Source organism: Mesorhizobium sp. (assembly GCF_004962925.1).
In the GTDB taxonomy this organism is placed as follows: domain Bacteria; phylum Pseudomonadota; class Alphaproteobacteria; order Rhizobiales; family Rhizobiaceae; genus Mesorhizobium.
Map to the genome: position 1 here is coordinate 1,140 of NZ_SUEO01000072.1, position 22,515 is coordinate 23,654.

Consider the following 22,515-nt stretch of genomic DNA (forward strand, 5'->3'; position numbering starts at 1 on the left):
TGTAACCGGCATCGGTGACTGCGGAAAGAACCTTCGGCGACAGGCCGAGGTCTGCGAAGGTCAACGCTTCTTGAGCGATCTGGGCGTCTGAGGACAAGTTTGGCTGTCTTTGGCTGGTTCGGGGGCGCAACGTAAGCAGTCGCGGCAAGCGCCGCGCGCCTGCAAGATTGGTATTGCAGGTAGGCGCAAGCCCACGATTTGTCAACAGAAACGGGCGGGGACCGGCATGATTGTGAAGTTGTAACCTTAATCGCGATGCTTAATCGAGCTGTCGGTCGCTGTACCGGCTCAGTAACGGAACTGTTCGGCGAGAATGCGCTCGTTCCACGAATGGTTGGGATCGAACAGCAGCGTCGCGGTCGCCGTCGGTGATTCCCTGACCGTGACCGTGGTCACCGCCTTGACTTCGGTGTGGTCGGCGGCGGCATTCACCGGCCGTTTTTCCGGCTCCAGAATTTCAAACCGCACGATCGCCTTGTTGGAGAGCAGCGCGCCGCGCCAGCGGCGCGGGCGGAACGGACTGACCGGGGTCAGCGCCAGCAGCGGTGCGTCGAGCGGCAGGATCGGCCCGTGCGCGGACAGATTGTAGGCGGTCGAACCGGCCGGCGTCGCGATCATCACACCATCGCAGTTCAATTCCTCCAGCCGCACTTGCTCGTCCACGGTGATACGGATCTTGGCCGTCTGGTAGGATTGGCGCCACAGCGCGACCTCGTTGATCGCCAACGCTGAAATCGTTTCGCCCTCTGCCGTCACCGCCTGCATCTCCAGCGGACGGATCGTTTCGGCAACGGCCGCCGCGATGCGCGCCGTCAAACCGCTGGCGCGGTATTCGTTCATCAGGAAGCCGATAGTGCCACGGTTCATGCCGTAGACCTTTTTTCCCGTGCTCATCGTGTCGCGCAAGGTCTGCAACAGGAAGCCGTCGCCACCGAGGGCGACGACAATCTCTGCATCCTCGATGGATGCCTGGCCATAGCGCGCCGACAGACTTTCCAGCGCCGCATTGGCGTCGGCGGCGCCGGACGAGACGAAGGCGAAACGGTTGGCGGCTTTGCTCATGACTCCCCAATGGCGACCGGTTGCTGGGGCCGCGCCAGCGCCGGGTTAGCATGGGCGGGCAAATCTGCAAAGGCAGGCATGTGCTGCCTTCGACACAGTGCCGGGAAGCACGCCGGTCAGGCGCTCGCGCATCGTGTCGAGTGACAAGCGAATGTGATGGTTAAGACGGGGATTAAACTCTCGTAAAGCCGGATCGATCATGTTAGCCGCAGTGGATGGGCGGCGTGGGGGCCAGCCAGTCGGACCAATCTATTGCCGGTAACACGCCTGATCATCATCGTCCTGATGCTGGGAAGTTTTGCTCTTGCCTTTGCCCAACTGGTGCGCCAGTCCGAAGAGACGAGTTTGAGACCCCAACCCACGGGTTCACGCTGTGGCGATGCCGCCGGCACGCCGTGCCCGCAAAGGGCGCTGTGAATTCGCCAAGCACCGGGCATGTCTTCTTCTGGACGGATTTGACGAGCGCAGTGCGCAGCCTCCCTTGGCTGTGCGCCTGCGGCATCCGTCCAAGGCCGCTCGTTGCAATTCCGGCCTGTAGCGATGTAGATGAACTCGTGATTGGCCTGACGTCCGGGGTGGAAGCTTTCCATGGCGCGCAGCGTGTTGGTTTCTGGTGGCTGCGGCTTCATCGGCTCGCATTTGATCGACCGCTTGTTGCTGCGCACCGACTTGGAGGCCTTGGTTGTCGTCGACAATCTATGGACAGGATCGCGCCAGAACATTGCGCATAGTACCGACCTGCGCTTGAGCCTCGAAATACAAGACGTCGAAAGCTTCCGATCCGATCAGCGCTTCGATGAAATCATCCACCTTGCGTCGCCCGCTTCACCGTCCTGGTACATGCGCGAGCCGTCGCGCACCATCAAGGCCAATGTGGGCGGAGCCCTCAATCTTTTGACATTGCTCAAGCCGGGCGGCCGTTTTTGCTTTACCTCGACCTCGGAAGTCTACGGCGAGCCCCTGATTTCCCCACAGCCCGAAAGCTACACGGGCTCCGTGGATTGCACCGGACCCAGATCGTCATATGACGAAAGCAAGCGTTGCACAGAAGCATTGCTGTTCGAGACGCAGCGCGTCGAAGGACTCGACGTGCGCGTGGTGAGGCTTTTCAACACCTATGGCCCGCGAACGCGGACCGACGACGGCCGCGCGATTTCGAACTTCATAAACCAGGCCCTGACAACCGGGATACTGACCGTCTACGGCGACGGCTCCCAATCGCGAAGCTGGGGCTATGTCGATGATATCGTGGATGCACTGGAACGCTTCTTCTGGCGCGACCGCATCTCACATCGAGGCCCCCTGAACATCGGAAACGACTACGAGGTGCCGGTGCTGCAGATCGCAAAATTCGTTTGCTCGCTCGTTCCGGGCAGCTCCATCGAACACCACGCGCCAGCTCCCCAGGATCCGACAAACCGCTGTCCGGACCTGACCTTGGCGCGGCGTGTTCTCCCCGGCTGGGAAGCAACAACCAGTTATCAGGATGGGATTGAGCGCACCCTCCAATGGTTCCGGAAACAGATTGTGGCTGTCGATACCAATCTACCATGATCTCGCCGGCCCGGCCGCCCCGCGATACGAGAAGCCGATGCTTATAGCGATTGCAGCAGATGGCAGCCGGCTTGCCGCTTTTGTGTGAGATACTCCTCGATAAGCTGGCGATAGCGCACCTTGCCGAAGCTCGGGAAATGGCCGCCATGCACGACTGAGACATCAAGGTCGCGCATGCTGAGCAGCGTGGCGACATAGTCGTCGACCAGCGAATGGTAGACATCGTCGATCAGCGGGCCATCATAGATGATGTCGCCGGAAAGCAGGATACCGGTCTTCTTCTCGTACAGCGCGATGCCGCCGGGCGAATGACCCGGCGTGTGGATCACCTCGAAGGCACGGTCGCCGAGATCGATGACGTCGCCTTGCCCGAGCAGGCGATCGGCCGGCGCCGGCAGGATCCGATAGCGCGCCGTATCCCAGCCCCGCGGCAGGCCGTCGAACATTGCGTCAGTCGCGTAGGTGTCGGCGACCGTCCATTCATTGCGTGGATCGGCGAGGATTTCTGCCTCGGCCGCATGCACGCAGCGGTTCGGAAATTCGTGATGGCAGCCGATATGGTCAAAATGCGTGTGGCTCGCCACGCATAGGAGCTTTCGTTCCGTCACCAGCGGCACATGGCGCCTGAGGCTGAAATGGCCGAGGCCGGTGTCGAACAGGAGATCACGGTCGCGACCGCGCACATGCCAGATGTTGCAGCGGAAGAACGGCTTGATCCACGGCTCGTGGATCAGCGTCACGCCATCGCCCATGCGGATGGTTTCATACCAATTCGGTGCGTCGATGACCGGAAGCGTGCCCATGGCTTAGTCCGCCAGAAGGATGACATCGCCAGCGTCGCACGAAACCGCAACGATGTCGCCCGGCCGGACGGCCGCAGCGGCGGGGACCCTGGCGATGAAGTGCAGCGCCGGGTCTTTCTCGGAGAGAGCAAGCACGCGCTTGAAGCTGCCTTGAAACACCACGTCGCTCACCTTGGCCGTGCCGAGCCTTACAGCGCCGCTGGCCGCGCCGAGAACGAGATGCTCCGGACGGATGGCAAGGGCGACAGCCGTCCCGGCTAACGCTGTGCCGGGCAGCGAAAGCGGTCCGACTTGCGTAGAAACCGTGATTGTTCCGTCCTTCGCCTTCGTCACCGTTCCCGATATCAGCGTGCTTTCGCCCATGAAGGTAGCGGAAAAGCGCGTCGCCGGCCGTGCATAGACGCGCTCCGGCGGTCCTTCGTCCTCGATGCGCCCATCGTTCATCACCACGCAATGGTCGGCCAGCGCCATCGCTTCTTCCTGATCGTGGGTGACATGGATGAAGGCGGTGCCGACCCGCTTCTGGATCGCTTTTAGCTCGTCCTGCATCTGCCGGCGCAATTTGAGATCGAGCGCGCCAAGCGGCTCATCGAGCAGCAGCACCGCCGGCTCGATCACCAGCGCGCGGGCCAATGCGACGCGCTGCCGCTGGCCGCCGGACAATTGATGCGGCTTCTTGTCGAAAGCAGTCGCCAGACCGACCAGTGCCAGCGCCTCGCGTGCCCGCGCGGCCCGTGTCGTGGCATCGACGCCTTGCATGCGCAGGCCGAAGCCGACATTGCCGCCGACGCTCATATGCGGAAACAGCGCGTAGTCCTGGAACACCGTAGTTGTCGGGCGCTTCGCCGGCGGCACGTCGGTGCAGTCCTCACCGCGGATCAGCACCTTGCCTTCGCTCGGCGTGACGAACCCGCCGAGAATGGACAAAAGCGTCGTCTTGCCGGAGCCCGACGGCCCGAGCAGGATCGTGTAGCTGCCCGGCTCGATTTGCAGCGACACGTTCTTCAGCACGGTATGCTGGCCGAAGCGATGCGAGACAGAGCTTATATCGACCAGTGGCGCGGTCATGCCGGCTTCCTCCGCAACAGCATCAATTCGAAGAATATTACCAGCACGATTGAGACGGCGAAGACCAGCGAGCCGATGGCGTTGGTTTTGGGATTGAGGCCTGAGCGAAGGAGGTTCCAGATCTCGACCGGCAGCGTCGTGTCGAAGCGCGTCAGCAGGAAGGAGATCACGAACTCGTCCCAGGAGAAGGTCATCGACAGGAAGAACCCGGCGAAGATCGCCGGCGCCATGACAGGCACGGTGATCAGCAGCAGCACCTTCCATTCGGGCGCGCCGAGGTCGCGCGCGGCGCGCTCGATGTTGATCTGGTGGTCACCCATCTGGCTGTAGATGATGGCAAAGCACAGCGGAAGGTTGATCACGACATGGCCGATGCCGGCTGCAAGCAGCGATTTTGGCACGCCGGCCCAGTTGAACAGCACCAGCAGCCCCATGCCGATGATGAGATAGCTCACTGTCAGCGGCAGCGTGATCAGCCCGCGCAGCAGGGCCGAGCCCGGCAAAGCGAAGCGTGCAAAGCCCCAGGCAGAAAGAAATCCCAGCGTGACGGAGGCAGCCGAGGAGATGGCCGCCACAAGAAGCGAATTGACCAACGCCGAGGTCAGCCGCGTGTCGGCGAGCACGGCGTCGTACCAGCGCAGCGACGGCCCGGTGAAGGGCGGGATCGGAAACGACGTCGCCTGCAGCGAAAACAGCACCAGCACGACCACCGGCAGGAAGATGAAGCCATAGATGGCGACGGCGTAGAGACCGGAGACGATGCGGATGAGAGCGCGCATCTCAGGCCCGCTCGATCTTCAGCCAGCGGGCGCAGGCGAGATAGGCAATGGTGACGACCGCCATCAGGATGATCGACAGCGCCGAGGCGAGCGGAAAGTCGCCGCGCCGGCCGATCTGCATCATCACCAGCTGCGGCATCAAAAGCTCGTTGTTGCCGCCGAGGATCTGCGGCGTGATGTAGTCGCCGATGCACAGCACGAAGGTGAGGAAGGCGCCGACCATGATGCCGGGGAGCGTCAGCGGCAGGATAACGTGCAGGAACGTGCGCACCGGCCCGGCACCGAGATCGGCGGCGGCCTTGCGGTAGCTCGGGCTGAGCTGCTTCAGATTGGCGAAGATCGTCAACGTCAAAAGCATGACGAAGAAATGCACGAAGCCGATGACCGTGGCCAGCCGTGTGTTGGCCAGTTGCACCGGCTCGCTGAACAGGCCGGAGCCGGTCAACGCACGGTTGATCACGCCGTTCTGCGCCAGCACCAGCAGCCAGGAGTAGGAGCGCACGACATAGGAGGTCCAGAACGGCAGCACAGCCAGCATCAGCGCCAGCCGCTGCCAACGCTCCGGCACCTGTTCGGCCAGGATCCAGGCGAAGGGGTAGGCGAGCAGCACCGAGATCAGGGTGACGATGGCGGTGACCTGCAGCGAGTTCACCATCGCCTGCCAATAGGCCGGATTGGCAAAGAACTGGCTGTAGTTGGCGAGCGTAAAGCCACCGCCGTCATGCGCCGTCAGGCTGGAAAGCGCCATGGCCAGGAAAGGCAGGACGAAGAACAGCAGCGTCCAGCCGAGCGCCGGCGTGACCAACGCCCAGCGCAGGGCACATCCCGCCCGGGGCAGGGCACAGCCCGCCCGGGGCAGGGCACGCCCGCTGTTCTTGGCAGGGTTCACGACCGGCAGCCGGTCACTGCGCCTGCAGCATTTCGGTCCAGACGTCCTGCATCTTCTTGTCGAGATCGGCATTCGGCGCCGGATAGGGCTGGGCGCGGGCGAGGAAATCCGGCTGCTCGTCGAAGCGCAGGATCTTCTTCTGCTCGTCGCTCAGCGCCGCCTTGGTATTCGCCGGCATGCCCCAATAGCAGGCGGATGTGGCAAGCCGCGCCTGGCCTTCGGGGCTCATAATGTACTGGATGAACTTCAGCGCCATGTCCTTGTTCTCCGAGTCCTTGAACATGGCCAGCGACTGCGACCACAGCACAGCGCCTTCTTTCGGAATCGAGAAATCGAGGGCAGGGTTCTCCTTCGCCAGGCCCGCCGTCACCCATTCGCCACCGCCGACCAGTATGTCGACCTCGCCGGTCGCCAGCGCTGTCTGGCTGGCGGTCACCTCGCCGACCAGCTTGGCATTGGCTTTCATCTTGAGCAGCTCTTCCTTGATGGCGGGAAGGTCGGCTTCGGTCAGCTCGGCGGTCTTCTTGCCGATCGCCAGTGCGGCCATGCCGATGACCGGCAGGTAATAGTCATAGATGGCGATTTTGCCCTTATACTTGTCGCCGGTCAGCGCAGCCATCGACTGCATGTCCGCCGGATCGACCTTGGTCTTGTTGTAGCCGATCGTGTTGTAGCCGAATTTTTCGGTGATGCCGTAGCGCTTGCCATTGACCACGGTGGAGCTGTCCATCTTCACTTGGGGAAAGAGGTCGGCGAAGGGCAGCTTGTCTTCCGGCAGAGGCTCGAACAGGCTCTTTTCGACGCCGCGCGGGATGTCGATGCTGTCGATCACCATCACATCCCAGTCGCCGGGCTGCGACTGTTCGACAATCGCCATGCCGGCGCCGGTGCCCTCGAACTCCTTGACGTTGACCTTGATGCCATTGGCCTCCTCGAAGGGCTGCAGCAGCGCCGGGTCGGCATGGTCGCACCAGATCAAGGCGTTGAGATCCGCGGCCTGAGCGAGGCTGCCCGTCGCCAGCAGCAGCGCTGTCGCAGCACACGCGGCGTGAAGACGGCTCTTCAGAACGGAACGCGGATTCTTGATAGTCGGATTCGGGGTCTTTGGATTGATGGACATCGAGTGTTCTCCCTTGCCTTTTTGGCTTCTGGCAAAAAATTGAACCAATTCTAAAATTGAGTCAATTCTGTTTTTATGGCAAATAGCCGATATGAGTGGATTGCGGGCAAGGCAAAAGGCGGATCGGCACCGTCGTATCATCGAGGCGGCGGCGGCGCTTTTTCGCGACGCCGGCTATGAAGGCGCCAAGATCGAGACCATCGCGGCGCAGGCCGAGGTGTCGGTCGGCACGATCTACAATTACTACCAGAACAAGGGCGATATCCTCGGCGCCATCGTTTCGATGGAGGTCAACGAGGTGCTCAATGCCGGGCAGGGCGTCGTCGCCAATCCACCGGCCAATGTCGGCGACGCGCTCGACACGCTGCTCGGCATCTATATCGAGCATTCGCTGCACTACCTCAGCAAGGAGATGTGGCGGCAGGCGATGGCGATCTCGACGCAGCTGCCCGACAGCCCGTTCGGTCAGGCCTACACCGCGCTCGACCGGGCACTGACCGAACAGATCCGCGCGCTGATCGCGAGACTGCAAGCGATCGGCCTGGTGCGCCGGGATATCGACGGGCAGGCCTTGGGCGAGTTGGTGTTCAACAACATGAATATGATGTTCATCGAGTTCGTGAAGCGCGACGAGGCCAGGATTGCGGAACTGCGCGCCGCGATACGAAGGCAGAACCGCATTCTGGTGACGGCGATCGCGGCTTGACCGCAAAGGTGGGCCAGAACGCAAATACTACCTTGAATACACGCAGAAAGATGATACAACCCAAGACTGCATTGGGTGGAGGGGTAAATGGGTTTTTCGTTCTGGCATTGGGCAATACTGTTTTTGCTGATTGGGGTGCCTGTCTTTTTCGCTGTGCGGTCTGCGATCAAACCTTCCCCGAATCCAGCGAGCCTTGTGGGGTTTGGAGGTTGGCTGATGCTGCTTGCGATCCTTCAGGCTTTCTCCCCGCTACGCACACTCGTCTCATTGGGCTCATCGAGTGAAGGCTACCGACAGCTCATGACGCTCCCGAATGGCACTTTGGCCGTCTACGGCGAGGTTGCCCTCTTGCTAGCGTTTGTGGTGTTCCAGGTGGTTGTGCTCGTTGCAATGCTGCGGCGGAGTTACCGCTTCACGCAGCTATTCCTGTACCAGTGGTTTGTAATACCTGTCGTGTTTCTCTTGAACACGGTCTGGACTTCAGCGGTTCTTGGCATCCCAGTGAGCCAGGTGCTTACCGGAAATGCGCTGATAGCGCCCATAGCGTCTTTTGCCCTGACCGGAATTTGGGTCGGCTACGTCTACAAGTCAGTCCGGGTGAGGAACACGTTCACCAAGGCGGGCGTGTCTGGTCAAGCCGTAAGCGTGCCATAGAGGCGATGAGGCGCTCACCGTTGCCGACCTAAATTGGGAACGTTGAGACCCCAGGAGAAACCGGCACGACCGGCAATTTTACCGAGCATGCTTGGGCCGAGCGCGCGGAAACGGCACGACGGTCAGTGGCGCCTTGCGGAATTCCGCGATGGCTATTTCCTCGATCAGGGAGTCCAGCACCTCGCTGACGCGTTGGCTCGTTTCATCCATGCCGCAGAGCCGGTTTTGAGCGCACTCCAAGAGCTCGCGCGCAGCGGCGAAGTCGCTTCGCATGACATCACCCATTTGATTTTAGCCGCCCCCAGGACATTGTCGGCGCGCTAAATTGAGCGACTGCTAATATACACAGGAGCATTTTAATCGAATGGCTTTAAATGCCCGGGGTAGCAGGAGATGCCAGCGGTATGTATCGCCCTGTTGTATCAGTTGGCTCGACTGAGTTTTCCTGATGGCCCGATGCGGCCCAGAGGGCACGGGGCGTTGCGTTGCAGAACGGGGATTAGTCCGGATACGATCTTGGACGGCTTAGAAATTTTCTGGCGGCAGCGATTTGGCGTCGATGCTCGCGAAGGAAGGTCAGGCTGAAACAAATCGAAAAGGCCAGTCCTGAAAGGATTATCGTTGTTTGCGAGGTTGGATCAGGATCGGGAATTATCAGGAAGCGGAAACCGAACGCGAACACGACGGCAGCAAGACCACCATACATGCCACCAATGAAGGGGGCGATCGTGCGTTTCTGCTCCAACGAAGGCTCCTCTGGTTTCCACTAGGGAATACCTCTGGTTTCCACTAGGGAATACCTCTGGTTTTCACTCGGGAATATATACGTTGAAGCTGATGTGCTATGGCCCCGGCCTGTGGAAATCGGGGATGAGCAAATATCGAGCGTCCCCTGGGGCGATTCTCGTAGAAGCCATTTGTTTTCTGGTGCCCCCGGACGGAATCGAACCGCCGACCTTCGGTTTACAAAACCGCTGCTCTACCAGCTGAGCTACAAGGGCACGGCGCTCCGGTTAGCATATTTGCTGCGCCAGTAAAGACAAAACTCTGTTTTCGACTGCCGGCGAACGCGCCGGAACGGCCGGCGCGGACATCCTGAAAACGGCCAATTCGCTTCCTATATTGATTGAAGGTGCAATCGGATAGGCGAGGGTGCCGCATGATCAGACTTGTCGTCATTGCCCTAGTCGTCGCCGTGGCCTGGATTCTCTTGGTGAAGCTCATCAAGGATCTGAAGAGCGCCAATGTCGACTGGACCGGCGTCACCACCATCATCGGCTTCATCGCGCTCGCCTTCTGGCTGCGCCATATCACCGGCATGGGCTGAGGCCTCCCCGCCGGGGTATCGACCGGCGCCGCCTACCGATCATGATTGCGTGCTGACTGCGGACCTTGTGGACCTTGTCAGACCGGTCGATTTTCCTCGTTCGAAAAAATTCAAAAATCATCGAACCTTTTTCCTTGCCGCAACGACTGACGGTCAAGAGGCGGATGGATCGCCTCTCACACAACGCAGCAAGGAGATCGTCATGTTCAAGCGCACCATCGTTTCCGGCCTCATCGCCACCGCTGTCGCCGCCACCATGCTGGCCGGCACCGTTCAGCCTTCGGCCGCCCATCACAAGCATTACAACAAGCACCTTGGCATCGGCATTGCCGCCGGCGTCGGCGGCTTCCTGCTCGGCAGCGCGCTCGCCCAGCCGCGCACCGTCTACATCGAGGACCACGGCGGTTCGTGGCACGTCCGGCGCTGTCTCAATCGCTATCAGAGCTACGATCCGTACTCCGACACCTATGTCGGCTACGACGGTTACCGTCACCGCTGCCGGCTTTGAGGGAGGTGAACCGTTTCAGGCAAGGGAAAAGGGGCACCCACTGCCCCTTTTTCAGCTGACTGAGTTGCAAAATTGAACCCGGCACCGCGACCGGTTCCAGCGAGGGATGTACAGGGATTTTTCGACAGCTTAGTCTGGCGGTGAAGGCACCAGAGGGAGAGGGACGCTTGGACGAGCACGAACCCAAGGAAGAGCAGATTGAGACGGATTTCCGCAACGGCACGATCACCACCGTCGGCATTCTACTGGCTTTCTCGCTGGGCTTCATCACGCATTGGGCCGCCAACCCGCTCCCTTGGGAAATCTATCACCTGGCTGCCGTCGTGCCGATTTTGATAGGCATTGCCTTGCAGATACGAGCGCTGCGGTTGCTGCTCGACACAACGTCTCTACAGCGACGCGTCTATGAACGCGCCACCCGCATCTTTATCGCCGGCCTCATCTTCACCGCCTGCGGAGTTGGGCTGGCGATGCTGCTTGATTTCTACGACCTATCGACCAAGAGCGCAGTGCCCGGGGCCTAGCTCATCCTGACAGATGTCGCACCATTCGGCGCCGGTCAGCGCTGCCATGCGCTCGACGCCTATTTTCACCGCTGCATTGGTTGCGCCGGCCGCCGGCACGACCTGATCGTAGGCGCGCAGCGATACGTCGCAATAGACCGGCAACGGCGAGGCGAGGCCGAAGGGGCAGACGCCGCCAATCGGATGGCCGGTGATTTCGGCCACCTGCTCGGCATCGAGCATGCGCGGCTTGCCGCCGAATGCATCGCGCGATTTGCGATTGTCGATGCGCGCGTCGCCACGGGCGACGACCAGCATGACCCGGTCACCGACGCGCAGGCAGATGGTCTTGGCGATCTGCCCCGCCTCGACGCCGTGCGCCTCAGCCGCGAGCGCGACGGTCGCCGAGCTTGTCGGCGTTTCGATCACCTCGATATCGGGGGCATATTCGGCGAAGAAGGCTTTGACGGATTGGAGGCTCATGCGTCTTTCCGGCGTCGGCTGGCGGAAGGTGGACGCAAACTTGGCCGTAGCCGGGCGGCTGTCAAGGTGAGCGCGCTGCGCCAATCTCGAAGAGTGAACCCGGTTCGGCGGCGCGGCTTGGTGAAGAAGGGGGCGGCAGACCACCAATCATCCTGGTTATTTCCGCTGCGGCTTCGCGCACCAGGGGGCCGATCTCGGCCAGCCGCTCGGGTGTGACGCGCACCGTCGGTCCCGAGACCGAAACGCCGCCGATCGGCTCGCCGAACTCGTTGAAGATGGCGGCGGCCACGCAGCGCATACCCGGGTGCCGCTCCTCGTCGTCGACCGACCAGCCGCGCAGCTTGATCGTCACCAGGTCGCGCGCCAGCGCCGAGATGTCGGACAGCGTCTTTTCGGTGAAGCGCTCCAGCCCGGCCCGGCGCAGGATGGCGCCGACGCGCTCCGGCTCGAGATGCGCCAGCACCGCCTTGCCGATGCCCGACGCATGAAAGGAGCTGCGCGTGCCCGGCCGGAAGAAGGCGCGGATCGCCTGATGCGTCTCGACCTGGCTGACGAAGACGACGCAATCATCCTCGGCGACGCCGAGATTGGCGGTCTCGCCGGTCTTCTCCATCAGTTCCTGCATGACAGTGCGGGCACGGTCGACCAGCTTGCGGCGGCGCAGGAATGCCGCGCCCATGCGATAAGTCTCGACGCCGATCGACCAAAGCTGGTCGGTGCTGTCGAACTCGACCATGCCGTGGTTTTCCAGCGTCGTCAGCATGCGGTAGGCGGTGGACGCTGCGAGGCCGCTCTGCGCGGCGATCTCGCTCAGCGACAGGCCGCTGCCGTCGGCGACGATGGCCAGGATGCGCAATGCCCGATCGAGCGACTGCACCGAAGCCGCCTCAGATGGACCGTGGAAGGCGCGCGGCCGTCCGCGCTGGCGTTTTTCGGTCGTTTCCATGACGGCATTCTTGCCAATTTCGCCAAATGCGCAATGAAAAAGTTTTTCACTGCTCGGCAATGACAAAATTATGAAAAACGGAAAAGCTAATTAAATCATCGAATAATGGTCGTTTCTTAGAAATGAAAAAATATTCTGAAAAAATTGAAAAATAGTCGGCGCACTGGCATTCTCGGCCATCAACAAATTCCGTGGAGGCTGACATGGCCAGGATGCGCGCGGTCGACGCAGCGGTTCTCGTTTTGGAAAAGGAAGGCATTTCCTGCGCCTTCGGCGTGCCGGGCGCTGCCATAAATCCGTTCTATTCGGCGCTGAAGGCGAGGGGCACGATCCGCCATATCCTGGCGCGCCATGTCGAGGCGGCATCGCACATGGCCGAAGGCTATACCCGCGCCGGATCAGGCAATATCGGGCTGTGCATCGGCACCTCCGGCCCGGCCGGCACCGACATGATCACCGGGCTCTATTCTGCGGCGGCGGATTCGATTCCCATCCTGTGCATCACCGGCCAGACGCCGCGGGCGCGTCTCAACAAGGAGGATTTTCAGGCCGTCGACATCGCCGCCATCGCTGCGCCCGTCGCCAAATGGGCGGTCACCGTCATGGAACCTTATCTCGTGCCGATGGCGCTGCAGAAGGCGTTCCACCTGATGCGCTCGTCGCGGCCGGGGCCGGTTCTCGTTGATCTGCCGGTCGATGTGCAACTGGCCGAGATCGAGTTCGATATCGATGCCTATGAGCCGCTGGTGCCGTTCAAGCCGGCGATGTCGCGCAGCCAGGCGGAGAAGGCGTTGACGATGCTAAACGCGGCCGAAAGACCGCTGATCGTCGCCGGCGGCGGCATCATCAATGCCGATGCCTCGGACCTGCTGATCGAATTCGCCGAAGTTACCGGCGTGCCTGTTATCCCGACGCTGATGGGCTGGGGCGCGATCCCCGACGACCACCGGCTGATGGCCGGCATGTGCGGGCTGCAGACGTCGCATCGATACGGCAACGCGACGATGCTCGAGGCCGACTTCGTCTTCGGCATCGGCAACCGCTGGGCCAACCGCCACACCGGCTCTGTCGACGTCTACACCAGAGGCAAAAAATTCATCCATGTCGACATCGAGCCCACTCAGATAGGCCGCGTCTTCGCGCCGGATCTCGGTGTCGTGTCGGATGCGGGCGCGGCGCTCAAAATGCTGCTCGACGTCGCCACCGAGTGGAAGACGGCAGAGAAACTGCGCGACTGGTCGGGCTGGGTCAGGGAATGCCAGGGTCGCAAGAAGACGATGAAGCGCAAGACGCATTTCGACCAGGTGCCGCTGAAGCCGCAGCGCGTCTATGAGGAGATGAACAAGGCATTCGGCCGCGATACCACCTATGTCACCACGATCGGGCTTTCGCAGATCGCCGGCGCGCAGTTCCTGCATGTCTACAAGCCGCGCAACTGGATCAATTGCGGCCAGGCCGGCCCGCTTGGCTGGACGCTGCCGGCAGCGCTTGGCGTCCGCGCCGCCGATCCGCAGCGCAACATCGTGGCGCTGTCCGGCGACTATGATTTCCAGTTCATGATCGAGGAATTGGCGGCCGGCGCGCAGCACAAATTGCCCTATATCCACGTCGTCGTGAACAATGCCTATCTCGGCCTGATCCGCCAGGCGCAGCGCGGCTTTTCAATGGATTTCGAGGTCAGTCTCGCCTTCGAGAACGTCAACCGGAAAGACGATCCCGAGGCTGGCTACGGCGTCGATCACGTTGCGGTCGCCGAGGCCATGGGCTGCAAGGCGGTCCGGGTGCGCAGGCCGGAGGAATTCGCCGGCGCCTTCGATCAGGCACAGCGCCTGATGAAGGAGCACCAGGTTCCCGTCGTGCTCGAATTCATCCTCGAGCGCGTCACCAACATTTCGATGGGCACCGAAATCGACAAGATCACCGAGTTCGAGGAGCTTGCCGAACATCACAAAGACGCGCCGACCGCGATCGTGATGCTCGATTAGAGCCTGATCCATCCCGCTGGGATGGGGCTCTATCTTCTTGTTTGACCATGATCTTTCCGAAAACCGGTTTTCACTTTTCGGGATCATGGTCTGGAACCGGAGAAAAAAGAATGCCGCGTTTTTCAGCCAATCTCTCGATGCTCTTTGGCGAGCACGATTTCCTCGACCGCTTCGATGCCACCGCCCGCGCCGGCTTCAAAGGCGTCGAATATATCGGTCCTTATGACCATGCGCCGGGGGTGGTTGCCGCGAGGCTCAGGAAGAACGGCCTGACCCAGGCGCTGTTCAACCTGCCGGCCGGCGATTGGGCCAAGGGCGAGCGCGGCATCGCCGTGTTGCCGGATCGCGTTCCCGAGTTCCGGCAAGGCGTCGCCAAGGCGATCACCTACGCGCATGCGCTGGGTTGCGAACAGGTCAACTGCCTCGCCGGCATCGCGCCGCGGGGCGTCGAACGGAGCGTGCTGGAAGATGTCTTTGCCGAGAACCTGGCTTTCGCAGCGGAGAAGCTGGAGCAGGCCGGCATCAGGCTTCTGATCGAGCCGATCAACACGCTCGATATTCCAGGCTTCTTCCTGAATTATTCGGATCAGGCCTTGGCGCTCATCGACCGCGTCGGCTCGAAGAACCTGTTCCTGCAATACGACATCTATCACATGCAGATCATGGAGGGGGATCTCGCCCGCACCATCGAGGCAAACCTCGGCCGCATCGCGCATATCCAGCTTGCGGACAATCCCGGCCGTCATGAGCCGGGGACGGGCGAGATCAATTTTCCCTTTCTGTACAACCACATCGACCGCATTGGTTATTCCGGCTGGATTGGGGCGGAGTACAAGCCGAAGGCCGGCACGGAAGCCGGACTCGGATGGTTCCGGAACTTGGCCGGGCAGGGGAGTGCGGCGGCTTAGCGACCGGGGAGGTAGTGATTGAGGTCGCATTCCTTCGCGCCCCCCCCTCTGGCCTGCCGGCCATCTCCCCCACGGGTGGGGAGATTGGCAGCTTCGGCGCCTCGCTCACTCCTGCAACCTTGGAGATTGGCGAAGGCGGCGGTGACATCCAATCTCCCTCCTTGTGGGGGAGATGGCCGGCAGGCCAGAGGGGGGCGCGAAGGAACGCGGCGTTAACAAGGAACACGACGGAGAAAATGAATGGAAACCATCGGTTTCATCGGCCTCGGCATCATGGGCACGCCGATGGCGGGGCATCTGCTCGACGCGGGCTACACCGTCGTCGCCAGCGACCACCGATCCAAGCCACCGGCCGATCTCGTCGCCAAGGGTCTGAAGACCGTCTCCGGCCATCACGCCGTGGCGAAAACGGCCGACATCATCATCACCATGGTTCCCGACACGCCTGAGGTGGCCGATGTGCTGTTCGGCAACAACGGCGTCGCCTCAGGTCTGTCCGGGGGCAAGCTGGTCATCGATATGAGTTCGATCTCGCCGATCAAAACGAAGGAATTCGCCGAGAAGATCAACGATCTCGGTTGCGACTATCTCGACGCGCCGGTGTCCGGCGGCGAGGTCGGCGCCAAGGCCGCATCGCTGACCATCATGGTCGGCGGCGAGGAAAAGGCCTTCGAGCGCGCCAGGCCGGTGTTCGGGAAGATGGGCAAGAACATCACGCTGGTTGGCCCCAACGGTGTCGGCCAGACCACCAAGGTCGCCAACCAGATCGTCGTCGCGCTGACCATTGAAGCGGTCGCCGAAGCCCTTGTTTTCGCTTCAAAAGCCGGTGCCGACCCGGCCAAGGTCCGGCAGGCGCTAATGGGCGGACTGGCCGCCTCGCGCATCCTCCAAGTGCATGGTGAGCGGATGATCAAGCGCAGCTTCGCGCCGGGCTTCCGCATCGAACTGCACCAGAAGGATCTTAATCTCGCTCTTGAAGGCGCGAAGGCGCTCGGCGTCGCGCTACCCAACACCTCTACCACACAGCAATTGTTCAACTCCTGCGCGGCCAATGGCGGCGCCAAGGAGGATCACTCGGCGCTGGTCAGGGCGCTGGAGAGGATGGCGGGGCATGGGTTAGGGCAGTAGGGCAGTAGGGCAGTAGGGCAGTAGGGCAGTAGGGCAGTAGGGTGGATCCACTCTGAGCGAAACATACTGCCTTATTGCCCTATTCCCTTACTGCCCTAAAAACTTCCTCGCCGCATAAAGGCTCACCGCCGCAGCATTCGACACGTTGAGCGAGCGGATGGCGCCGGGCATGTCGAGCCGGGCGAGCGTCGTCACCGTCTCGCGCGTCTTCTGGCGCAGGCCCTTGCCTTCGGCGCCCAGCACCAATGCGATCTTTTCTCCCGAAAAACTCTTTTCGAGTTCCGCCGGCCCATCCGAATCAAGGCCGATGGTCTGGAAGCCGGCCTCGTGCAACTGGCCGAGCGCGTCGGCGAGGTTCTTCACCTCGATCTGGTCGATATGCTCCAGCGCGCCGGAGGCCGATTTCGCCAGCACGCCGGATTCATGCGGGCTGTGGCGCGCCGTGGTGATCAGCGCGCCGGCGCCGAAGGCGACTGCCGAGCGCAAGATCGCACCGACATTGTGCGGGTCGGTGACCTGGTCGAGCACCAGCACCAGCGTCGTATCGCCGAGCGCGTCGAGGCGCTTGGGTTTTAGCGGCTCGGCCTCGATCAACACGCCTTGATGAACGGCATCGGAGCCGGTGACCTTGTCGATGTCCTTCGGTTCGACCAGCTCTGCCTCGAAGGGCAAGGCGGCGAGGTTGGCGATCGCCAGCCGCTCGGCGGCATTGCGCGTCACCAGCATCTTCCTGATCCGCCGGCTCGGATTGTCGAGTGCCGCCCGCACCGTATGCAGGCCGTAGAGCCTCACCAGGCCGTCCGCGGCGGTCTCTCCCGGCGGCACCGGCTGGCGCGGCCTGAACGTCGGCGCGCCGCCGCTCTTCTCGTCTCGATGCGCACGGCGCAGCTTGGCGTAGTGGGTGTCTTTTGGGGTCTTGGGCTTGTTGTCGTTGCTCATGGCCGGTTCTATAGCCGTGTCGTCTGCGTATGGATACAGCCGCAGAACCTGCTTGTCGGGCGAGGCATCAAATTCAGCGCGTTTTGCCGGGATGTTGCGGTTGACAGTTTTGGGCGCTGCCGCCATAAGGCGCTTCGCGAAGGGCTGCTACGGCGGTTGCGACGCGTCGATGCCTCGTTGCATGGCTCCGGCGGCAGACTGGAGAGGTGCCCGAGTGGTTAAAGGGGACGGACTGTAAATCCGTTGGCTATGCCTACGTTGGTTCAAATCCAACCCTCTCCACCACTGCCGGCCCGGAAGCCCTGAAACGCGGAAGCATCGGATCGAAAAGTGCATAGCGGTTTTCGGCCGATGCCTAACTGAAAGGCGCGGGTATAGCTCAGTGGTAGAGCAGCAGCCTTCCAAGCTGAATATGCGGGTTCGATTCCCGCTACCCGCTCCAGATTTCCATTCGCTGCTCCGTAGGGCTTCGCGCATCATCCCGAATCCATGCTCAGCGCAAGTTGAAACGCGCCTGCGAACGGGATCATCCGCAAATCAAAATTCGACGTGTTGAAGCTTCGTAGCGCGTCCAACGGATGCGCGGTGAGCTGCCTGCCTAACTGGTGAACCTGTTCAATATCGACGCGAGTTGATTTTGCTGCGGCACTTGCCCGTTCGGCGTCATCTGGTCGACGAGACCCGGCAAAGCCGCGGACAATTGCTTGAGCAAGTCCTGCTCGTTCAGCCCTGTCCTTTGCGCGATCTCGCGAATGACCTGCGGGCCCAACGCATTGCCCAGATCGTTGGCCTGGATGGGCTGGTTCTGCCCGGTGCCGACCCACGAATCGGCGGCATTGCCGTGGCCGGCGTCTTTCAACTTATCGAGCAGGCCGCCCAGTCCGCCGAGCAAGCCACCGTCGGCGGATGCGGTTGTATCAGGCGGCACGGGGGCGGGGCTTTGGGCCGGATCGGTCTGGGCGGAATTTCCACCGCTCAGCATTTTTCCAACCAGCAGCGCACCGAGCGCGATCATCAGCGGCTTGGCGACGTTACCGCCGGGAACGGCATTGTCAAACAGTCCCATTGTGGATCTCCATGTCAATGTTGCCCGTCCTATCTCCACAATGAACCATTCGGGTCGAATTTCAAGCTGGTTGAGCTTTCCGTAATCATGAATTTCAAGTTGGCTTGAGCTTTGCTTAATAATGTGGAAGTAATCGGAGGCGGGGAATGGAGAGGAAAATGTCAATATTAAGCTGGATCATCCTTGGCGTTATCGCCGGCTTTATAGGCAGCAAGATCGTCAACAAGAGCGGGCAGGGCCTTGTTCTTGATATCATACTCGGGATCGTCGGCGCTGTTGTCGGCGGCCTGATCTTCAGCGCCTTTGGCGCGTCAGGCGTTACCGGCCTCAACATCTACAGCCTGATCGTCGCCGTGCTGGGATCGGTGGTCGTTCTGTGGGCCTATCACCAGTTCACCGGGAACCGGGCTCTTTAGAGATTAAAGGCCGACAGGCAAGGCGGCCTCGGCGGGCCGCCTGACGTGTTCTGGCCGGCCGCTTTCGGTCCATCCGATATCGCGGCTTTCCGCTCTGGGAAGCCGCGACTTCTCGTCCAATTACCCGTGCGACGGTGCGGCGCGGGCTGAAACGTCCTACCTGATCCTTTTGAGGATTTCTCGGACCAGCGTGTTGAAGCCAGCTTCGAGCCCTCTGGCCAGGATTGGCCACAATTCATCGAGCAGACGCCTGAAGGCAGTCTCGAGAGCCGCGTCACGGCCGCTTCTGACGGGCAGGTCGGGCATCGACCCCATCGCCGCCATGACCTGCTGGCGCAGCCGGTCGCCACAGGCCCTCGCGCCGACGACCGTCGGGTCAAAGGGCAGGCGGCTAACATCCCATTTTCCGCGTTGCTCGATGCCGAGATTGCGCTCGACCTCGGCGTGCGAAAGAACCGTTTTGGGCGTGACCTTGATGCGATAGTATTTGCAAAGCGCGGCGACGACAACGATCAGCGCATCCCACTGCGTCCTCGTCATCGGGTATTGGCCGGCATTGAATGGTCTTTCCTCCGCCCCGGCCATGCAGCACAGGGAAACCCCGATCGAGCCGCTGTTGCAGTTGAGGGTGTGAGCTGCGTATCCCGACTTCACCCTGCCGGAATTGAGCGTGATGGAAGGCCGGCCCCTGACGAGGCTGCCATTCCCCTCGACCAGGATATGATAGGCGTCCTTGTCGGTCTCGCCTGCCGAATGCGAGCCTGCCGTCCAATGGCAAATGACCCGCTTCATCGGAACGTTGGGCATCCAGTCCGGCGGCAATGCCACAGAAAATCCCCGCAACAAATCTGGCAAACGCAATCACTATAGTTTCTTTGACAGAGAATGCGAAAACGAAACGATGATTTGGTTGAGCGTTTCTAACATTCGGCGCTTTTGCACTTGTCGCCTGGGGCAGGATACCGGGCTGCGGCCCGCGCATCCCTGCTAGAGGCAAGCGGGCAACTCTGATAGGGAATTTCCGGCACGGATTTGGGCGGGATGGGCGATGTCGGGCGCAGTCGGCAATGGCGATTGAAATGAAAGAACTGGCGATCACCTATTATCCCATCCCGAAGAGTGGCAGCAGCAGCGTCAAATATGCGCTTATGGCGCTCGACGGAAAGGAAGGCTCGCTCTCCGGGTTCGACCCCGACAATGACGTTCACGGCCATTTGGCGACAAACTACGTCGACCCTTTCTTTCCCACATATGACGGACACAAGGGCCGGTTCACGATCGTCCGCGATCCCCTGGAGCGGCTTCTTTCCGCCTATTCCAGCAGGATCTCCGACACTCGGGTTCTGACCAGACCGGACGTGGACAGGGAGAAGCTTGAAAGGCTCGGCATTCCGGTCGATCCGGACTTCGATACGTTCATTTTCAACATCGAGAAATACTGCGCCTGCTCCTGGGAGATCCAGTTCCACGTGGCGTCGCCGCGCTATTTTACCGGCTGCAGCCTGTTCCTCTTCGAACATGTCTTCAAATTCGAGCAGATGGACAGAGTGGAGGCGTTTCTATCCTCTGTAAGCGGACGGGTATTCGACCTGCCACGGCTGCAGGTCGGCGGCAGGAAAATCAGCCCTTCGGACCTGTCGCCGGCGGCGTTGGCCAAGGCGATGCGGTTTTGCCGCTACGACTATGGATTTCTCGTCGATTACTACGATCCGCAAAAATGGGGAGGCATTCCTGAAGGCGATGCCGATGATCCCTCGACGCTGCATGTTTTCGGCGATCCGGGAGCCTTGCGCGATGGCCGGATCATCTATCCCCGAACACCGCGCAATCTCTTTCACTTCATGTCCAAGCGCTCGCTTATCGAGCCGAGGATAATTCTCTAGCTGCCGGTCTGTGCCGGTTATCCGCCAGCATCTCCGGCGATCACCACATGCTCTTCATATTGGGGCAGGTCATCGGTGATTGTGAACCACTTCGCCTTGGAGCCGACAAAGATGTGATGCGTCGGGCGGATAGCCGGCTCGTCGACGAGGGTTCCCATGGCGACGTGCACGAAAGCGCCGTCGCGGACGACCGAATAGAGCAATGAGCCGCAGGTCTTGCAATGGGTGTCATGGACGGTCTCCTCGCCGAAGATCAGGAGATTGTCCTCGCCTTTGGTCAGGCTCAGCCTCTCACGCTCGATGCCGGCAAACGGCTTGAAGGCGGAACCGGTGGTGCGCCGGCAGTTAGAGCAGTGGCAATTCGCAGCGTAGATGAACTCGTCGGCCACCGCGTATTGCACGGCGCCGCACATGCACTTTCCGGCAAGCATGCGGTTGCCGGCATTCTCCTGGCTTGTCACAGTCTCTTCTCCATTTTAGCGGTGACCACTGCTTGAATTAGGCGACCACGGTCAGCCGGCGCCGGCGCTCGTCGAGCGACACGATGGTCAGCCCGCTGGCCACCACCAGAAGGATGCCGCTGATCGCCAGCGCGTTCGGGAATTGCTGGAACACCACCAGACCCGAAATGACTGCCCAGACGGTGAAGCAGTAATAGAACGGCGCCACCACGCCGGTTGGCCCGACGCGATAGGCCATGAAGATGAAGAAGTGGCCGAAGATCAGGAACAATCCGGCCCCGGCCATCAGCAGCAGATGATGCGTCTCGGGCATCACCCAACGCTCCGACACCAAATGCGCGACGCCTGAGCCGACCAGCACCACCACCACCGCGGAAATAGCCACGATCATTCCAGGCACATCGGCGGCGACCCGCCGCCCGGCGAGATCGCGCGCGGCGGCGAATGCCGCGTTGCCGAGCGCCAGCAAAGCGTAGACCGAGATACCCTGCATGGTCGGCTGCGCCACCATCACCGCTCCGGTGAAGCCGAGCCCGATCAGCGCCATGCGCAACCCTCCGATCCGTTCGCGGAACAGGACAGAGGAGCCAATCAGCATAAGCAGAGGAGTGATCTGCCCCAAGGCGGTCGAATCGGCGATCTGCATGTTGGCGAGCGCCACCACGTAGCAAAGGATTGCCGCCAGCTCGAACAGGTTTCTCCGCAACACTCTTCTTTCGAGGATCAGCGGGATCTGCTTGGCGTAACCCAGCGCAAACAGCAACGGGATGCCCCACAGCGTCGCCGCCGTCCCGCGCAGAAACAGCACCTCATAGGGTGGCAGCCCCACCGTCGCCAGCTTCATCATCGTGTCGTTGACGACATAGGACCCGGTCGAGAGGATCATGAACAGCGGGCCGCGGATGGCGATCGGAATGAAATGCATTGGATCAGGAAATCAGACCTGGTTAATGGCGGCAATGGGCGCCAACGGGCAAGGGAGCAGGACTTGCTTCAGTTCGCGCGGGCCATTCCGGCCCGCGAAACCGCCGGACGTATCGGGACGGCATAGACCTGCAATGCACGGCCGATCACCAGGCTGAGCACGAGCAGCGCCGAGAAGAACGCGGTGGGAGCGTATTGCGAGGGACCGCAGCCGACCAGAATGCCTGCAGCGATCACGACGGCGCTCTCTTTCGCCGAAAAGCCTGTTTTCCCCAGAAACACCAGCGGAACGGCGAGGGCTACGAAATCGTAGATGAACGCGTACGGCGTGCCGAGGATCGTCGCCGTCGCGAGAGCTGCTGCCTTGACATGGAAAGCTCCTTTTTGAAGCCATATCCAGATG

Annotated in this window: 26 protein-coding genes, 3 tRNA genes and 1 pseudogene; 13 read left to right on the forward strand and 17 right to left on the reverse strand. The window is 61.2% G+C overall.

What is annotated here, in order from left to right; genetic code table 11:
* Positions 1 to 288 precede the first annotated feature (288 nt).
* Positions 289 to 1,062 carry an NAD kinase gene (locus E5W87_RS16180; protein WP_292399196.1) on the reverse strand — a complete coding sequence of 258 codons (774 nt, stop codon included), beginning with the start codon at positions 1,060 to 1,062 and terminating at the stop codon, positions 289 to 291.
* 588 nt (positions 1,063 to 1,650) lie between these two features.
* Between E5W87_RS16180 and E5W87_RS16185 the strand changes: the two genes are divergently transcribed.
* The gene (locus E5W87_RS16185; RefSeq protein ID WP_292399199.1) at positions 1,651 to 2,616 is read left to right on the forward strand and encodes an NAD-dependent epimerase/dehydratase family protein; all 966 of its coding nucleotides are present in this window, start codon (positions 1,651 to 1,653) and stop codon (positions 2,614 to 2,616) included.
* Positions 2,617 to 2,657: 41 nt separating this feature from the next.
* Here the strand turns inward: E5W87_RS16185 and E5W87_RS16190 are convergent, their stop codons facing one another.
* From E5W87_RS16190 to E5W87_RS16210, 5 genes are read right to left on the reverse strand one after another with little or no spacing between them, the layout of a single operon-like run.
* Positions 2,658 to 3,419, reverse strand: coding sequence for an MBL fold metallo-hydrolase (locus tag E5W87_RS16190; protein ID WP_292399203.1), 762 nt, complete (start codon positions 3,417 to 3,419; stop codon positions 2,658 to 2,660).
* A 3-nt stretch (positions 3,420 to 3,422) separates the two neighbouring features.
* A complete protein-coding gene (locus E5W87_RS16195; protein WP_292399206.1) occupies positions 3,423 to 4,487 on the reverse strand; it encodes an ABC transporter ATP-binding protein in 1,065 nt (354 codons plus the stop codon).
* Positions 4,484 to 5,266 (reverse strand): ABC transporter permease, encoded by a 783-nt coding sequence (locus E5W87_RS16200; RefSeq protein WP_292399209.1) that lies wholly within the window; start codon positions 5,264 to 5,266, stop codon positions 4,484 to 4,486. Before E5W87_RS16200 ends, E5W87_RS16195 begins: the two co-directional genes overlap by 4 nt.
* Before the next feature lies 1 nt (position 5,267).
* Positions 5,268 to 6,155, reverse strand: a complete 888-nt coding sequence (locus E5W87_RS16205) for an ABC transporter permease (protein WP_292399213.1) — start codon at positions 6,153 to 6,155, stop codon at positions 5,268 to 5,270.
* Positions 6,156 to 6,168: 13 nt separating this feature from the next.
* Positions 6,169 to 7,275: a spermidine/putrescine ABC transporter substrate-binding protein gene (locus E5W87_RS16210; protein ID WP_292399217.1), complete on the reverse strand. Its 1,107-nt coding sequence runs from the start codon at positions 7,273 to 7,275 to the stop codon at positions 6,169 to 6,171.
* Positions 7,276 to 7,366: 91 nt separating this feature from the next.
* Here E5W87_RS16210 and E5W87_RS16215 point away from each other — a divergent pair, with 91 nt between their 5' ends.
* Entirely contained in the window at positions 7,367 to 7,981 is a 615-nt protein-coding gene (locus tag E5W87_RS16215) for a TetR/AcrR family transcriptional regulator (RefSeq protein ID WP_292399220.1), read from the forward strand.
* Positions 7,982 to 8,068: 87 nt separating this feature from the next.
* A complete protein-coding gene (locus E5W87_RS16220; RefSeq protein WP_292399223.1) occupies positions 8,069 to 8,635 on the forward strand; it encodes a DUF2569 family protein in 567 nt (188 codons plus the stop codon).
* 78 nt (positions 8,636 to 8,713) lie between these two features.
* Here E5W87_RS16220 and E5W87_RS16225 read toward each other — a convergent pair whose 3' ends face one another.
* From E5W87_RS16225 to E5W87_RS16235, 3 genes are all read right to left on the reverse strand, one after another.
* Positions 8,714 to 8,920: a hypothetical protein gene (locus tag E5W87_RS16225; protein WP_292399226.1), complete on the reverse strand. Its 207-nt coding sequence runs from the start codon at positions 8,918 to 8,920 to the stop codon at positions 8,714 to 8,716.
* A 214-nt stretch (positions 8,921 to 9,134) separates the two neighbouring features.
* A complete protein-coding gene (locus E5W87_RS16230; protein ID WP_292399230.1) occupies positions 9,135 to 9,380 on the reverse strand; it encodes a hypothetical protein in 246 nt (81 codons plus the stop codon).
* Positions 9,381 to 9,560: 180 nt separating this feature from the next.
* Positions 9,561 to 9,636: transfer RNA gene (locus tag E5W87_RS16235), tRNA-Thr, on the reverse strand.
* A 158-nt stretch (positions 9,637 to 9,794) separates the two neighbouring features.
* Between E5W87_RS16235 and E5W87_RS16240 the strand changes: the two genes are divergently transcribed.
* The 3 genes from E5W87_RS16240 (at position 9,795) to E5W87_RS16250 (ending at position 10,994) form a co-directional block, all read left to right on the forward strand.
* Positions 9,795 to 9,962, forward strand: coding sequence for a hypothetical protein (locus E5W87_RS16240; protein WP_292399232.1), 168 nt, complete (start codon positions 9,795 to 9,797; stop codon positions 9,960 to 9,962).
* Between the two features lie 202 nt (positions 9,963 to 10,164).
* On the forward strand, positions 10,165 to 10,470 hold the full coding sequence (locus E5W87_RS16245; RefSeq protein WP_292399235.1) for a BA14K family protein: 306 nt from the start codon (positions 10,165 to 10,167) through the stop codon (positions 10,468 to 10,470).
* 167 nt (positions 10,471 to 10,637) lie between these two features.
* On the forward strand, positions 10,638 to 10,994 hold the full coding sequence (locus E5W87_RS16250) for a hypothetical protein (protein ID WP_095489666.1): 357 nt from the start codon (positions 10,638 to 10,640) through the stop codon (positions 10,992 to 10,994).
* Here the strand turns inward: E5W87_RS16250 and E5W87_RS16255 are convergent.
* Together E5W87_RS16255 and bhcR are read right to left on the reverse strand one after the other, a co-directional pair.
* Positions 10,962 to 11,456, reverse strand: a complete 495-nt coding sequence (locus E5W87_RS16255; protein ID WP_292399238.1) for a YbaK/EbsC family protein — start codon at positions 11,454 to 11,456, stop codon at positions 10,962 to 10,964. The two genes, E5W87_RS16250 and E5W87_RS16255, sit on opposite strands and share 33 nt — an antisense overlap.
* A 61-nt stretch (positions 11,457 to 11,517) precedes the next feature.
* A complete protein-coding gene (gene bhcR, locus E5W87_RS16260) occupies positions 11,518 to 12,402 on the reverse strand; it encodes an HTH-type transcriptional regulator BhcR (RefSeq protein ID WP_292399241.1) in 885 nt (294 codons plus the stop codon).
* A gap of 203 nt (positions 12,403 to 12,605) precedes the next feature.
* Here bhcR and gcl point away from each other — a divergent pair, with 203 nt between their 5' ends.
* The 3 genes from gcl to E5W87_RS16275 all read left to right on the forward strand — a co-directional run bounded on the left by gcl (position 12,606) and on the right by E5W87_RS16275 (position 16,423).
* Positions 12,606 to 14,387: a glyoxylate carboligase gene (gene gcl / locus E5W87_RS16265; protein WP_292399244.1), complete on the forward strand. Its 1,782-nt coding sequence runs from the start codon at positions 12,606 to 12,608 to the stop codon at positions 14,385 to 14,387.
* 110 nt (positions 14,388 to 14,497) lie between these two features.
* A complete protein-coding gene (otnI, locus tag E5W87_RS16270; RefSeq protein ID WP_292399247.1) occupies positions 14,498 to 15,295 on the forward strand; it encodes a 2-oxo-tetronate isomerase in 798 nt (265 codons plus the stop codon).
* Positions 15,296 to 15,535: 240 nt separating this feature from the next.
* Positions 15,536 to 16,423 (forward strand): 2-hydroxy-3-oxopropionate reductase, encoded by an 888-nt coding sequence (locus E5W87_RS16275; RefSeq protein ID WP_292399250.1) that lies wholly within the window; start codon positions 15,536 to 15,538, stop codon positions 16,421 to 16,423.
* Between the two features lie 87 nt (positions 16,424 to 16,510).
* Here the strand turns inward: E5W87_RS16275 and E5W87_RS16280 are convergent, their stop codons facing one another.
* On the reverse strand, positions 16,511 to 17,362 hold the full coding sequence (locus E5W87_RS16280; RefSeq protein ID WP_292399253.1) for an RNA methyltransferase: 852 nt from the start codon (positions 17,360 to 17,362) through the stop codon (positions 16,511 to 16,513).
* 200 nt (positions 17,363 to 17,562) lie between these two features.
* Between E5W87_RS16280 and E5W87_RS16285 the strand changes: the two genes are divergently transcribed.
* Together E5W87_RS16285 and E5W87_RS16290 are read left to right on the forward strand one after the other, a co-directional pair.
* Positions 17,563 to 17,647 (forward strand) — tRNA-Tyr (locus tag E5W87_RS16285).
* A gap of 83 nt (positions 17,648 to 17,730) precedes the next feature.
* A tRNA-Gly gene (locus tag E5W87_RS16290) sits at positions 17,731 to 17,804 on the forward strand.
* A 156-nt stretch (positions 17,805 to 17,960) separates the two neighbouring features.
* Here E5W87_RS16290 and E5W87_RS16295 read toward each other — a convergent pair.
* Complete coding sequence (locus tag E5W87_RS16295) at positions 17,961 to 18,428, reverse strand: YidB family protein (protein ID WP_127205733.1); 468 nt, start codon at positions 18,426 to 18,428, stop codon at positions 17,961 to 17,963.
* Between the two features lie 158 nt (positions 18,429 to 18,586).
* Here E5W87_RS16295 and E5W87_RS16300 point away from each other — a divergent pair, with 158 nt between their 5' ends.
* Positions 18,587 to 18,844, forward strand: coding sequence for a GlsB/YeaQ/YmgE family stress response membrane protein (locus E5W87_RS16300; RefSeq protein WP_095489451.1), 258 nt, complete (start codon positions 18,587 to 18,589; stop codon positions 18,842 to 18,844).
* Positions 18,845 to 19,000: 156 nt separating this feature from the next.
* Here E5W87_RS16300 and E5W87_RS16305 read toward each other — a convergent pair whose 3' ends face one another.
* Positions 19,001 to 19,672, reverse strand: coding sequence for an N-acetylmuramoyl-L-alanine amidase (locus tag E5W87_RS16305; RefSeq protein WP_292399257.1), 672 nt, complete (start codon positions 19,670 to 19,672; stop codon positions 19,001 to 19,003).
* 251 nt (positions 19,673 to 19,923) lie between these two features.
* On the opposite strand from E5W87_RS16305, the gene E5W87_RS16310 reads away from it, so the two are divergent.
* Entirely contained in the window at positions 19,924 to 20,727 is an 804-nt protein-coding gene (locus tag E5W87_RS16310; RefSeq protein ID WP_292399260.1) for a sulfotransferase family 2 domain-containing protein, read from the forward strand.
* 17 nt (positions 20,728 to 20,744) lie between these two features.
* On the opposite strand, the gene E5W87_RS16315 is transcribed toward E5W87_RS16310, so the two are convergent.
* The 3 genes and pseudogenes from E5W87_RS16315 to E5W87_RS16325 all read right to left on the reverse strand — a co-directional run.
* Positions 20,745 to 21,158, reverse strand: a complete 414-nt coding sequence (locus E5W87_RS16315) for a GFA family protein (RefSeq protein WP_292399282.1) — start codon at positions 21,156 to 21,158, stop codon at positions 20,745 to 20,747.
* 67 nt (positions 21,159 to 21,225) lie between these two features.
* Positions 21,226 to 22,113: a DMT family transporter gene (locus E5W87_RS16320; protein ID WP_292399264.1), complete on the reverse strand. Its 888-nt coding sequence runs from the start codon at positions 22,111 to 22,113 to the stop codon at positions 21,226 to 21,228.
* 68 nt (positions 22,114 to 22,181) lie between these two features.
* A pseudogene (locus E5W87_RS16325) lies at positions 22,182 to 22,515 on the reverse strand (hypothetical protein); the annotation flags it as partial.